Genomic DNA, 11,808 nt, shown 5'->3' on the forward strand with positions numbered 1-11,808 from the left:
ACCTAGGCCAACAACTGGCTCAACACGGCCCGCAACTTGCCGGGCTTGACCGGTTTGTTCAGCAACGGCGCTTCCAGTCGGCGCAACGCCCTACGGCACTGGTCGGTGCGGTCGGCGCTAATGATCACGGCCGGGATGTTCAGTTCGAAATGCTCACGCAGGTGCTTGACCACCGCACACCCCACCACCCCATGGTCGAGGTGATAATCGGCCAGGATCAGTTCCGGCGCCCTGCCCTCCAACGCCAGCAACGCTCCGGCCTGGTCGGTGGCGGTGACCACATCACAGCCCCATTGCCCGAGTAGCGCGCGCATGCTGTCGAGGATGCTCACCTCGTTGTCGATCACCAGCAGACGCCGTCCCGGCAGCGGGTTGCCAGTGGTCGGCTGGGCCGGCAACTGGCTGATCGGCAGAGGGATCTCGTTACTCAACGGCACCTCGATACTGAACATCGAGCCCCGTCCCGGCCACGAGCGTACGGCAATCGGGTAACCCAGGATTTCGGCGATCCGCTCGACAATCGCCAGCCCCAGCCCAACGCCTTTACGGTCCGCAGCGCGGCCGACGTCGAGCTGGTTGAACTCGAGGAAGATCGCCTCCAGCCGGTCCTCCGCAATCCCGCGCCCGGTGTCCCAGACCTCCAGGCGCAGGCCATCGCCCCGCTTGCGCGCGCCCAACAGGATGCAACCTTCGTCGGTATAGCGGCAGGCATTGCTGAGGAAGTTACGCAAGATCCGCGTCAGCAATCGCAAGTCGGTGCTGATCGCATAGCAGCCGGTGTGCACCCGCAGGTTCAACCCCGCCGCCTGGGCCACCGACTGGAACTCCGAGACCAGCGGCGCGAACAATTCATCCAGGCGGTACAGCGCCACATCTGGCTTGACCGCCGCCTGGTCGAGCCGCGAGATGTCCAGCAAGTCGGTGAGCAAGTCCTCGGCGCCCTCCAGCGCCTGGTGCGTGCGCTCCACCAGCACCTGCTCGACGCTGGGCAACGACCGTTCACGCAAGGTGGCGATCAACAAGCGTGCGGCATTCAGCGGTTGCAACAGGTCGTGGCTGGCGGCGGCGAGGTATTTGTCCTTGCTGCGGTTGGCGGCCTGGGCGGCGTCGCGGGCGTCGCGCAGGTCCTGTTCGATCTGCTCGCGCTGGGCGATCTGCTGTTGCAGGTTGTGGTTGGCTTCCAACAGTTCGTCGGTGCGTGCGGCGACCCGCTGCTCCAACTCGTCATTGAGACGGATATAGCGCTTGCGCTCAGCCTCCAGCTCATCCAGCCGCGCCGTGAGTTCCGGGTAATGGCTCTTGCGCGCCGACTGGTCGCCCAGCCCCAGCAACCCGGCGAGTGCGCGTTGCTGGTCGTCAGAGAGCTTCGCCATAGACGACCTCGACGTCACGCTGGCTCGACTCTCTCGGGTTGGTGAGGATGCACGGATCCCCCATCGCATGCTGGGACAGGAACGGAATATCCGCCACGCGCACACCATGCAGGCCCAGGGTTTCGTGGAAGCCGATGGCCCGCTTGAGCGCTATCAAATGCTCCACCAGCCGCCCGCAGATCTGCCGGTGATTGAGGCCGCGACAGTCGATGCCAAACGTCTCGGCAATCACCTTGAAACGCTCCGGCGCCGAGCTGTAGTTGAACGCCACCACATGCTCCACCAGCACTGCGTTGCACAGCCCATGGGGCAGGTCGAGGAAGCCGCCGAGGCTGTGGGACATGGCGTGCACTGCGCCGAGGATCGCGTTGGAAAACGCCAACCCGGCCTGCATGCTGCCGAGCATGATCTTCTCGCGCAGGGCGATATCCGTGGGGTTGGCGATCATCTGCACCAGGTTGCCGTTGATCAGGCGCATCGCCTCCAGCGCATGGGGGTCGGTGAGTGGGCCGTGGCCGGTGGAAACGAACGCCTCGATAGCATGCACCAATGCGTCGATGCCGGTGCAGGCGGACAGGAACGGGTCCATGCTGGCCGTGGTTTCCGGGTCGATCAGCGACACATCCGGCACTACCGCCTTGCTGACGATAGAGAACTTCATGCGTTCCTGCTGGTTGGAAATGATCACGAACTGCGAGACATCCGCCGAGGTGCCGGCGGTGGTGGGGATCAGGATCAGCGGCGGGCTGGGCACGCGAAGGGTGTCGACGCCCTCGAACTCAAGAATGCTGCGCCCGTGGGCCACCACGATGCCGATGGCCTTGCCGCAGTCCATCGGGCTGCCGCCGCCGATGGCTACGATCACGTCGCAGTGGTGTTCGCGGTACACCTCGGCGCCGGTCATCACTTCTTCGACACGCGGGTTGGGCGAGACGGCGCTGTACAGGCAGTAGTCGATGCCGAGGGCTTGCAGGCTGGCTTCCACATCGGCCACCCAACCGGCGGCGATCACGCCGGGGTCGCTGACCACCAGCACCTTGCGCGCGCCGAAGGTCTTGGCGTAGTTACCGACGTTGTGCCGGCAACCGGCTCCAAAGATGATTTCAGGCGAGACGAATTTACGCAGGAGGCTCAGATTTGGGCTCATTGGAAAGCCTGTTTTTATTATTTTGGAAGAATGCGCTCCACACTAACCGATCCGGCTGCGAATGCAATCAGACCAAAGAGGCATCCTTCCGACAGCTCCCGCGATCAACGGCTGGCGAAGTACATGGTCACTTCGAAGCCGATACGCAGGTCGGTAAACGCAGGTTTGGTCCACATGGGGGCAGTCCTCTTGTTGTTCCGGAAAATTCCGGTGGGGTCATTAATGCATGGGGGGATGGGGCAGCGAATGCTACTTTCGAAGTATCAAGCGCACTGCATTAGTCGCGAATGTACAGAGGCCAAAATGTGGGAGGGGGCTTGCCCCCGATGGCAGCGGGTCAGTCAACATTTATGTCAATGACACACCGCTATCGGGGGCAAGCCCCCTCCCACAGGGGACCGCGTTGCAATCAGAGGGTCAGAAGAAGCCCAGCGGGTTGATGTCGTAGCTCACCAGCAGGTTCTTGGTCTGCTGGTAGTGATCCAGCATCATCTTGTGGTTTTCACGCCCGACGCCCGATTTTTTGTACCCGCCAAACGCCGCATGCGCCGGGTAAAGGTGATAACAGTTGGTCCACACCCGACCCGCCTTGATCGCCCGGCCCATGCGGTAGGCGCGGTTGATGTCGCGGGTCCACAGGCCGGCGCCCAGGCCGAACTCGCTGTCATTGGCAATCGCCAGGGCTTCGGCCTCGTCCTTGAAGGTGGTCACGCCCACCACCGGGCCGAAGATTTCCTCCTGGAACACACGCATCTTGTTGTGGCCCTTGAGCAGGGTCGGTTGGATGTAATAGCCGCTGGACAGGTCGCCTTCCAGGCGCTCGGCCGCGCCGCCGGTGAGCAGCACCGCGCCCTCTTCCTGGGCGATCTTGAGGTAGGACAGGATCTTGTCGTATTGCTGCTCCGAGGCCTGGGCGCCGACCATAGTCTCGGTGTCCAGCGGGTTGCCGCGCTTGATCTTGACGATCTTCTTCATCACCTCGGCCATGAACGGCTCGTAGATCGACTCCTGCACCAGCGCCCGCGAGGGGCAGGTGCACACTTCACCCTGGTTGAAGAACGCCAGCACCAGACCTTCGGCCGCCTTTTCGATAAACGCAGGCTCGGCGCTCATGATGTCTTCGAAGAAGATGTTCGGCGACTTGCCGCCCAGCTCCACAGTGGACGGGATGATGTTCTCGGCCGCCGCGTGCATGATGTGCGCGCCCACCGGGGTGGAGCCGGTAAAGGCGATCTTGGCGATGCGCTTGCTGGTAGCCAGGGCCTCCCCGGCTTCGCGGCCAAAACCTTGCACGATGTTCAGCACGCCGGGCGGCAGCAGGTCGCCGATCAGCTCGGCAAACACCATGATCGACAACGGCGTCTGCTCGGCCGGCTTGAGCACGATGCAGTTACCGGCGGCGAGTGCCGGCGCGAGTTTCCACGCCGCCATCAGCAATGGGAAGTTCCACGGGATGATCTGCCCGACCACGCCCAATGGTTCGTGAAAATGATAAGCCGCTGTGTGCTCGTTGATCTCGGCGGCCCCGCCTTCCTGGGCACGGATGCACCCGGCGAAGTAGCGGAAATGGTCAGCGGCCAGGGGCACGTCGGCGTTGAGGGTTTCGCGCACGGCCTTGCCGTTGTCCCAGGTCTCGGCCACAGCCAGCACTTCCAGGTTCTGCTCGATACGGTCGGCGATTTTCAGCAGCACCAGGGCGCGGTCCTGGGCCGAGGTCTTGCCCCAGGCATCGGCGGCGGCGTGGGCGGCGTCAAGGGCCTTATCGACATCGGCGGCGCTGGAACGCGGGAACTCGGCGATGACTTCACCGGTGACCGGCGAGGTATTGGTGAAGTACTCACCCTTGAGCGGCGCGACGAACTCACCGCCGATGTAGTTGCCGTAGCGCGGCTTGAAGCTGACGATGGCGCCGGGGGTGCCAGGTTGGGCGTAGATCATGGTGAGGCCTCTGCTTATTGTTGGGTGTTGATGGGCTGCATCTGGGTGCGTTCGTAGTGGGGGTACAGGTGGGTCACGCTGCGGGTCAGTTCATAGCGGCTCAGGTTGATGCCCGCGAATCGCTCGGGGATAGGGCTGCGGATCAGCTCGGGCATGTCGCTGCCATGGGCTGCCCCGTCGCGCAGCAATTGATCGAGCCAGGTGAGGTAGTCACGCATCTGTTCGAAGGGTTTGGCGTCGGTCGCAATGGGGCCGTGGCCGGGCACGATCAGGGTCCAGGGCAAGCCTTGCAGGGTGGCGATGTCCGCCAGCCAGATCGGCAATCCCGGTGAATGGGGCGTGGTGAGTGCCCGTTGGTAGAACACCAGGTCGCCGGCAAACAGCACGCCGGTCCTGCGGTCGAGGATCGCCAGGTCGGCGCCGGTATGGCCGCGCAGGTGCAGCAGTTGCAGGTCGTGGCTGCCGAAGGTTTTCACCCCCGCTGGCAGGGCTTCGTTGGGCAACACCACTTCGGTGCCACGCATCCAGTCACCCACCATGCGGTACAGGTTCTCGGCCATGCTGTCGCCCTGCTCATGCAGCAAATCCTTGGTGCCGGCCAGGGCGCCAATCGGTACATCCCTGAAGGCTTGGTTGCCCAGGGCGTGGTCGGGATGGTGGTGCGTCAGCAGCACCTGGATCACCGGTTTGTCGGTGACACGGGCGATGGCCTGGCGCAGGGCTTCGCCGTAGCGCCTGGACGGCCCGGTGTCGATCACCACCACGCCGGGCTCGGTGACGATGAACCCGACATTGACGATATTGCCGCCATTGTCCCTGGTGAAGTTGTCGGTGCTGCCTTCCAGCAGCCAGGTGTTATCGGCTATCAACCGAGGTTTGAGGACGTAATCCAGGTCCGCCAGCACCGGCAGGCTGAACAGCAGCAGCCACAGCACAATCCAGCGCAGGCTCATGGGATGGCCGCCTCGAACTGGTTGCCGCTGGTGTCGCGCAGGGTCAGGCGCGTGGGCTCGCGGCCTTCGATGTCGAAGGCCAGGCTGGGGTTTTCGCTGACGGCGGGGAACAGTTCCAGGCGTGCCAGCAGTTGGTTATCTGCGCCACGCAGCTCGGCCTGGTGGATAAAGAATTCGGGAATGCCGCTGATCATGCCATTATCCATCGGATGGGCAACTTGCAGTTTCACGCGGCTGAACTCGGCACGCGGGTAACGGCCGCCGAGCACTTCGCCCAGGTGCTCTTCCCAGCCGGGTTGGGTGCGCACCACGCTGGGCGCGGTGCAGCCGCCACCGGCGGCATCGATCAGGGCCGAGCCGACATGCCACATGCCATCCCGGGTGAGCACCGCTGCACGCAACGGCGTGGCCTGTTCGATACGAATCCGCAGCGACAGCCACGGCAGTACTGGCCCCAACGGCTGGAAATCGACGATCTGCGGCAGCGGGTTCAACTCGGCCCAGGCAAGGATCTTCACCACGTCCCCCTTGAAGGCGCGGGCGTCGATCTCCAGCGGCACCTGGCGCGCATCCTCGGCGAACGGCGGCGCCAGGAGCTTCACCCGCTCGTCGAACACAAACGCTGCATTGTCGAGCAAGCGCTGGTGATAATAGGCCCACATCACCGAGGGCACCGGGTCCACGGGCGCGCCCCAGGCCAGCATCGGCACACAGCACAGCCACCACCCGCGCAGGCCCATGGCTTACTCCTCGACGTGCACGCTGTCGAGGTAGGTGCGCACCGCCCACAGGGCTTCCTGGCTGAGGTAGTCGGCCATTTTCGGCATGTACACCCGGCCATCGCGCACGGCGCCGTGGCGCACACGTTCCACGAACCATTCATCGCCGGCGTCGCCGGCATCGAGCATGCGCAGGTCGGGGGCGATGCCACCGGACTTGGCTTCCAGGCCATGGCACGCCGCGCAGTTCTGGTTATAGGCCGACGCACCGACCTCAACCGCTTTGTCATGTTCGGGCGTGGTGCGATAGGGGTTGGTGGCGGCCCAGCCATCGGCGTCCAGCGGCACGCCGGCGTCCTTGATCGGGGTGAGGCCTTTGGTTTCCACGGCGGTGGGCGTCACGTTGCCGTGAGCCCAGGCGGATCCACTACTGATTGCACTGGCGAGCAGGCAGGCGGTAATCAAGGCGTTGCGTTTTGTTGTCATTATTTTTTCCCTCGGGAGTGCACGCAAAACCTCTTGGCAGAGGCTATGGCAACCATCTTAGGAAGCACCCGGCAGGACCCGTATGCTGCTTTGGTGGGCGGGTTCTCATCCGTTGGTAGCAGGCCTTGTGGGGCACTGCTAAATCAGAGGCGGTTCGGGAAATTGTCCCGGCAACACCGGGACTTTTTCCGTATTCGCCACGGCGTTCACATCGCACCCTGTGCAGGCCATAACCTCCACTGGGAACTGCAACCATGACAATAAGATCGCTACCCGCCCTCTCGCCGCTGAGCCTTGCCGTGCAGGCCTTCCTGCTGGTCGGCAGCCTGTCCTTGAGTGCGGCCAGCTTCGCCGCCGCCGAGCCTGCCAAACAGACCCGCAACGTCACCTGGGAAGACATCGCCAACGACCACCTGACCACCAAGGACGTGCTGCAATACGGCATGGGCACCAACGCCCAGCGCTGGAGCCCGCTGGCCCAGGTCAACGACAAGAACGTGTTCAAGCTCACACCGGCCTGGTCTTATTCGTTCGGCGACGAGAAGCAGCGTGGCCAGGAATCCCAGGCCATCGTCAGCGACGGCGTGGTCTACGTCACCGGCTCCTATTCCCGGGTGTTCGCCCTCGATGCGAAGACCGGCAAACGCCTGTGGACCTACAACCACCGCCTGCCCGACAACATTCGCCCGTGCTGCGACGTGGTCAACCGGGGCGCGGCGATCTTCGGCGACAAGATCTACTTCGGCACCCTCGATGCACGCCTGATAGCCCTCGACAAGAACACCGGCAAAGTGGTGTGGAACAAGAAGTTCGGCGACCACGCCGCTGGCTACACCATGACCGGCGCCCCGGTGCTGATCAAAGACAAGGTCAGCGGCAAGGTGCTGCTGATCCACGGCAGCTCCGGCGATGAATTCGGCGTGGTCGGCCAGCTGTATGCGCGCGACCCGGACACCGGCGAAGAGGTGTGGATGCGCCCGTTCGTGGAAGGCCACATGGGCCGCCTGAACGGCAAGGACAGCACCCCAACCGGCGACGTCAAGGCTCCGTCCTGGCCGGATGACCCGACCACCGAAACCGGCAAGGTCGAGGCCTGGAGCCACGGCGGCGGCGCGCCCTGGCAGAGTGCGAGCTTCGATGCCGAGACCAATACCATCATCGTCGGCGCCGGCAACCCTGGCCCGTGGAACACCTGGGCGCGCACCTCCAAGGACGGCAACCCCCACGACTTCGACAGCCTCTACACCTCCGGCCAGGTCGGCGTCGACCCGAGCACCGGCGAAGTGAAGTGGTTCTACCAGCACACGCCGAACGATGCCTGGGACTTCTCCGGCAACAACGAGCTGGTGCTGTTCGACTACAAGGACAAGGCCGGCAAAGTCATCAAGGCCACCGGCCACGCCGACCGCAACGGCTTTTTCTACGTGGTCGACCGCAACAACGGCAAGCTGCAGAACGCCTTCCCGTTCGTCGACAACATCACCTGGGCCAGCCACATCGACCTGAAGACCGGCCGCCCCGTGGAAAACGAAGGCCAGCGTCCGGCCAAGCCTTTGCCGGGTGAAACCAAGGGCAAGCCGGTGGAAGTCTCGCCGCCGTTCCTGGGTGGCAAGAACTGGAACCCCATGGCCTACAGCCAGGACACCGGGCTGTTCTACATCCCGGGCAACCAGTGGAAAGAGGAATACTGGACCGAAGAGGTCAACTACAAGAAGGGCTCGGCGTACCTGGGCATGGGCTTTCGCATCAAGCGCATGTATGACGACCACGTCGGTACCCTGCGGGCGATGAACCCGACCACCGGCAAGGTGGTGTGGGAGCACAAGGAACACCTGCCGTTGTGGGCCGGCGTACTGGCGACCAAGGGCAACCTGGTGTTCACCGGCACCGGCGACGGCTTCTTCAAGGCCTTCGACGCGAAGACCGGCAAAGAGCTGTGGAAATTCCAGACCGGCAGCGGCATCGTCTCGCCGCCGATCACCTGGGAACAGGATGGCGAGCAGTACATCGGCGTGACAGTCGGCTACGGCGGCGCGGTGCCGTTGTGGGGCGGCGACATGGCGGAGCTGACCAAGCCGGTGGCACAGGGTGGGTCGTTCTGGGTGTTCAAGATCCCGAGCTGGGACCTGAAAACCGCGCAGAAGTAACCTCACCCTATATGCCGGGGTCATCCTTTGTGGCGAGCGGGCTTGTCCCGCGTTGGGCAGCGAAGCGGCCCCCGGCTTTTCTCCAGCACCAACGAGCCGTCAGGTTTTGGGGCTGCTGCGCAGCCCAACGCGGGGCAAGCCCGCTCGCCACAACAAGCCCGCTCGCCACAGCAAGCCCGCTCACCCCAGGATCCCCAGAGGTCTCGCGATGAAATATCTGCCATTTTTAATCCTGCTATCCCTGCCCTTGGCTCACGCCGACGAGGGCGACGACGCGCCGCTGGTCATCAACGGCTGCACCCTGGCCGCACACAGCCAATGCCCCGGTGCCAACCTCAAGGGCGCCGACCTGAGCAACCAGGACTTGAGCAAAATGAACCTGGCCGGTGCCGACCTGCGCGATGCCGATCTGCGCCACGCCAACCTCGACCTGGCCAACCTGGAAAAAGCCCAGCTGCAAGGCGCCAACCTGACCCGCGCCAGCCTGCAACAAGCCAACCTGCGCCTGGCCGACTTCACCGGCGCCACGCTGATGGCCGTGCAAGGCTGGGGGCTGTTCGCCCAGGGTGCGCAGTTTGAAAACGCCAACCTCAGCGCCGCCTACCTGCAATTTGCCCGGCTGTCGGGGGCCAAGCTGCACCAGGCCAACCTGCGGGCGGCCGACCTGGAGATGACCTGGCTGAGCAAGGCCGATCTGCAAGGCGCCGACCTCAGCGACGCCAATCTGCAAGAAGCCAAGTTCGGCGAAAGCAACCTGGAAAAAGCCACGCTCACCGGCAGCCGCCAGCACTATGCGAATTTCCAGGATGCGAATATGGACGGTTGCAAGGATTGCCCGACCACCTGGGATCGTTAACCCGCCACCCGCACCACCCCCATGTCGATACCCAAATGCACCAACTCGGCATGGGAACTCACCTGCAACTTACTCTTGAGCAAGGTCAGGTGATTGGACACGGTCTTGCTGCTGATACTCAACTGAGCGGCAATCGCGCGCGCCGGGGTGCCCTTGGCGAGCATCAGGAAAATCTCCAGCTCACGCTGGGTCATGCTTTGCAGGCGCCGGTCGGTGGGGTGATAAGCCAGCTGGGTGGCCAGGTCCTGTTCAATATAGGTGTGGCCGTCAAGAATGCGCTCGACCGCATCCAGCATCACCGCCGGCAACGCGCTTTTGGTCAGGTAGCCGGACGCACCGGCCTCCAGCGCCTGGCGCACCAGGGGCAACTCGGCATGCTGGCTGAAAAACAGCACGCGCAATTGCGGCAGGCGCTGGCGCAGGCGGCGGGTGGTTTCCAGGCCGCTGATACCCGGCAGGCCAAAGCCGATGATCACCAGGTTGGGTACCGCTTCGTGCACCCGCGTCAAGGCGTCCTCGCCACTCGCGGCTTCGCGCACCACCACACCCGGCAGCCCGCTGCGCAACAGGCTGGCGTAACCCAGGCGGACCACGGCGTGATCATCGACCAGCAGGATGTTCATAGTGCCTCCCATGGCAGTACCTCTGGCCATGCTAGAACCCCGGGGACCAATGGGACCTACTACTTTGGTACTGGTTTTGCTGTCTATCGTCGCATTCCCAAGGCAGCGGGACTGGCGTGTAATGGGGCATAACGATAAGGACCGGACCCGCCATGCTGCCCGCTAGACTGCCACTTGCGGCACTGTTGTGCCTGTTCATCACGCACGTACAGGCCGACACGCCACTGTTTTCCGCCGATGGCTACCGCATCAGCCTGTACCGCAGCCCCACGCCCGAACACCTGCCCGGGGCCGTCATTGTCGACACCCCGGCCCTGCAGACGCTGTTGGCCCAGATGCCCGCACCGGTATTGATCGACGTGTACCGCCGCCCGTGGCTACAGGGTCGTTTCATCGAAGACCAGCCCCACGCCAACCTGCCCGGCAGTCACTGGCTGGCCAATACCGGCGACGGCGACCTCACGCCCGAGTGGCAAGGTTACTTTGTGCGTCACCTTTACAAGTACACGGGCGGCAACCTGGCGCGCCCGCTGGTGTTCTACTGCCGCGCCGATTGCTGGCTGAGTTGGAACGCGGTAAAACGGGCCGCCAACCTGGGCTATACCTCTGTGTATTGGTACCGCGATGGTTTGGATGCATGGGAAGCGGCAAACCTGCCAGTGATGGCTGCGACACCCGAACCCTTTGAATAAAAAACCACAACAAGAAGGTGAACGGCCATGTACAAAATCCTGATCGCCGATGATCACCCGCTGTTTCGCGAGGCGATCCACAACGTCATCAGCGACGGTTTCCCCGGCAGCGATGTGATGGAAACCGCCGACCTGGACAGCGCCCTCGCCCTGACCCAGGAACATGACGACCTCGACCTGATCCTGCTGGACCTGAACATGCCCGGCATGCACGGCCTCAACGGCCTGATCAACCTGCGCAACGAGTCGCCGACCATCCCGGTGGTGATTGTCTCGGCCGAGCAGGACAAACAGATCGTGCTGCAGGCCATCACCTACGGCGCCGTGGGTTTTATCACCAAGTCATCACCGCGCCTGCAAATGACCGAGGCGATCCAGCAGATTCTCAACGGCAATGTGTACCTGCCGCCGGACATCATCCGCACCCAGAAAAACACCGGGCAGCGGCGGATGAATGACAGCCCGGGGTTTGCCCCGGAGCTCTTGCAGGCACTGACCCGTAAACAATTGCTGGTGCTGGAGCGGATGACCAAGGGCGAATCGAACAAGCAGATTGCCTATACGCTGGAGATTGCCGAGACCACGGTGAAGGCCCATGTGTCGGCGATTTTGCGCAAGTTGAATGTGCATAACCGGGTGCAGGCGATACTCAGTGCCGGAGATATCGATTTCGGCTCGTACCTGCGCCGCTGACGGTCTGACACTCCACAAATCAACTGTGGGAGGGGGCTTGCCCCCGATGGCAGAGTGTCAGTCAGCACATCCATTGATTGATGCACCGCTATCGGGGGCAAGCCCCCTCCCACATTTGATCTGCATTTTTGTCAGGGCTGGCTGAGCAGGTGGCTCATGGCGGTTTTCAGCTTCATGGGCC

12 protein-coding genes are annotated in these 11,808 nt (G+C 63.3%); 4 read left to right on the forward strand and 8 right to left on the reverse strand.

The features are described from left to right. Window positions 1–2 precede the first annotated feature (2 nt). From BMX59_RS18215 to pedF, 7 genes are all read right to left on the reverse strand, one after another. Window positions 3–1,373, reverse strand: a complete 1,371-nt coding sequence (locus BMX59_RS18215) for an ATP-binding response regulator (RefSeq protein ID WP_093124278.1) — start codon at window positions 1,371–1,373, stop codon at window positions 3–5. Next, on the reverse strand, window positions 1,357–2,520 hold the full coding sequence (ercA, locus tag BMX59_RS18220) for an alcohol dehydrogenase-like regulatory protein ErcA (RefSeq protein ID WP_071492072.1): 1,164 nt from the start codon (window positions 2,518–2,520) through the stop codon (window positions 1,357–1,359). The genes BMX59_RS18215 and ercA overlap by 17 nt, the downstream gene beginning before the upstream one ends. A gap of 104 nt (window positions 2,521–2,624) precedes the next feature. Beyond that, window positions 2,625–2,696 (reverse strand): pyrroloquinoline quinone precursor peptide PqqA, encoded by a 72-nt coding sequence (gene pqqA, locus BMX59_RS18225; protein WP_010209364.1) that lies wholly within the window; start codon window positions 2,694–2,696, stop codon window positions 2,625–2,627. Between the two features lie 241 nt (window positions 2,697–2,937). Beyond that, entirely contained in the window at window positions 2,938–4,458 is a 1,521-nt protein-coding gene (locus BMX59_RS18230; protein ID WP_093124282.1) for an acetaldehyde dehydrogenase ExaC, read from the reverse strand. Between the two features lie 14 nt (window positions 4,459–4,472). Beyond that, window positions 4,473–5,411 carry a quinoprotein relay system zinc metallohydrolase 1 gene (locus BMX59_RS18235; RefSeq protein WP_371914381.1) on the reverse strand — a complete coding sequence of 313 codons (939 nt, stop codon included), beginning with the start codon at window positions 5,409–5,411 and terminating at the stop codon, window positions 4,473–4,475. Next, window positions 5,408–6,151, reverse strand: coding sequence for a quinoprotein dehydrogenase-associated SoxYZ-like carrier (locus tag BMX59_RS18240; RefSeq protein WP_071492074.1), 744 nt, complete (start codon window positions 6,149–6,151; stop codon window positions 5,408–5,410). The genes BMX59_RS18235 and BMX59_RS18240 overlap by 4 nt, the downstream gene beginning before the upstream one ends. Before the next feature lie 3 nt (window positions 6,152–6,154). Further along, window positions 6,155–6,616, reverse strand: coding sequence for a cytochrome c-550 PedF (gene pedF, locus BMX59_RS18245; RefSeq protein WP_071492075.1), 462 nt, complete (start codon window positions 6,614–6,616; stop codon window positions 6,155–6,157). Between the two features lie 254 nt (window positions 6,617–6,870). Here pedF and exaA point away from each other — a divergent pair, with 254 nt between their 5' ends. Together exaA and BMX59_RS18255 are read left to right on the forward strand one after the other, a co-directional pair. Beyond that, window positions 6,871–8,763: a quinoprotein ethanol dehydrogenase gene (gene exaA / locus BMX59_RS18250; RefSeq protein WP_083351482.1), complete on the forward strand. Its 1,893-nt coding sequence runs from the start codon at window positions 6,871–6,873 to the stop codon at window positions 8,761–8,763. Between the two features lie 208 nt (window positions 8,764–8,971). Continuing rightward, complete coding sequence (locus BMX59_RS18255) at window positions 8,972–9,619, forward strand: pentapeptide repeat-containing protein (RefSeq protein WP_092244692.1); 648 nt, start codon at window positions 8,972–8,974, stop codon at window positions 9,617–9,619. Here BMX59_RS18255 and BMX59_RS18260 read toward each other — a convergent pair. Next, window positions 9,616–10,242: a response regulator gene (locus BMX59_RS18260; protein ID WP_071492078.1), complete on the reverse strand. Its 627-nt coding sequence runs from the start codon at window positions 10,240–10,242 to the stop codon at window positions 9,616–9,618. The genes BMX59_RS18255 and BMX59_RS18260 overlap by 4 nt on opposite strands. 152 nt (window positions 10,243–10,394) lie before the next feature. Between BMX59_RS18260 and BMX59_RS18265 the strand changes: the two genes are divergently transcribed. Then, window positions 10,395–10,934 carry a PQQ-dependent catabolism-associated CXXCW motif protein gene (locus BMX59_RS18265; RefSeq protein ID WP_093124287.1) on the forward strand — a complete coding sequence of 180 codons (540 nt, stop codon included), beginning with the start codon at window positions 10,395–10,397 and terminating at the stop codon, window positions 10,932–10,934. Window positions 10,935–10,961: 27 nt separating this feature from the next. After that, window positions 10,962–11,627 (forward strand): response regulator transcription factor, encoded by a 666-nt coding sequence (locus BMX59_RS18270; RefSeq protein ID WP_058427587.1) that lies wholly within the window; start codon window positions 10,962–10,964, stop codon window positions 11,625–11,627. The last annotated feature ends 181 nt before the right edge of the window (window positions 11,628–11,808 follow it).

Source organism: Pseudomonas sp. NFR09, assembly GCF_900111535.1.
GTDB lineage: Bacteria > Pseudomonadota > Gammaproteobacteria > Pseudomonadales > Pseudomonadaceae > Aquipseudomonas > Aquipseudomonas extremorientalis.

Excerpts from the sequence above, each read along its gene's own strand:
- BMX59_RS18215 (WP_093124278.1), bottom strand. The coding sequence starts at position 1,373 with ATGGCGAAGCTCTCTGACGACCAGCAACGCGCACTCGCCGGGTTGCTG.
- ercA (WP_071492072.1), bottom strand. The coding sequence starts at position 2,520 with ATGAGCCCAAATCTGAGCCTCCTGCGTAAATTCGTCTCGCCTGAAATC.
- BMX59_RS18230 (WP_093124282.1), bottom strand. The coding sequence starts at position 4,458 with ATGATCTACGCCCAACCTGGCACCCCCGGCGCCATCGTCAGCTTCAAG.
- BMX59_RS18235 (WP_371914381.1), bottom strand. The coding sequence starts at position 5,411 with ATGAGCCTGCGCTGGATTGTGCTGTGGCTGCTGCTGTTCAGCCTGCCG.
- BMX59_RS18240 (WP_071492074.1), bottom strand. The coding sequence starts at position 6,151 with ATGGGCCTGCGCGGGTGGTGGCTGTGCTGTGTGCCGATGCTGGCCTGG.
- pedF (WP_071492075.1), bottom strand. The coding sequence starts at position 6,616 with ATGACAACAAAACGCAACGCCTTGATTACCGCCTGCCTGCTCGCCAGT.
- exaA (WP_083351482.1), top strand. The coding sequence starts at position 6,871 with ATGACAATAAGATCGCTACCCGCCCTCTCGCCGCTGAGCCTTGCCGTG.
- BMX59_RS18255 (WP_092244692.1), top strand. The coding sequence starts at position 8,972 with ATGAAATATCTGCCATTTTTAATCCTGCTATCCCTGCCCTTGGCTCAC.
- BMX59_RS18260 (WP_071492078.1), bottom strand. The coding sequence starts at position 10,242 with ATGAACATCCTGCTGGTCGATGATCACGCCGTGGTCCGCCTGGGTTAC.
- BMX59_RS18265 (WP_093124287.1), top strand. The coding sequence starts at position 10,395 with ATGCTGCCCGCTAGACTGCCACTTGCGGCACTGTTGTGCCTGTTCATC.
- BMX59_RS18270 (WP_058427587.1), top strand. The coding sequence starts at position 10,962 with ATGTACAAAATCCTGATCGCCGATGATCACCCGCTGTTTCGCGAGGCG.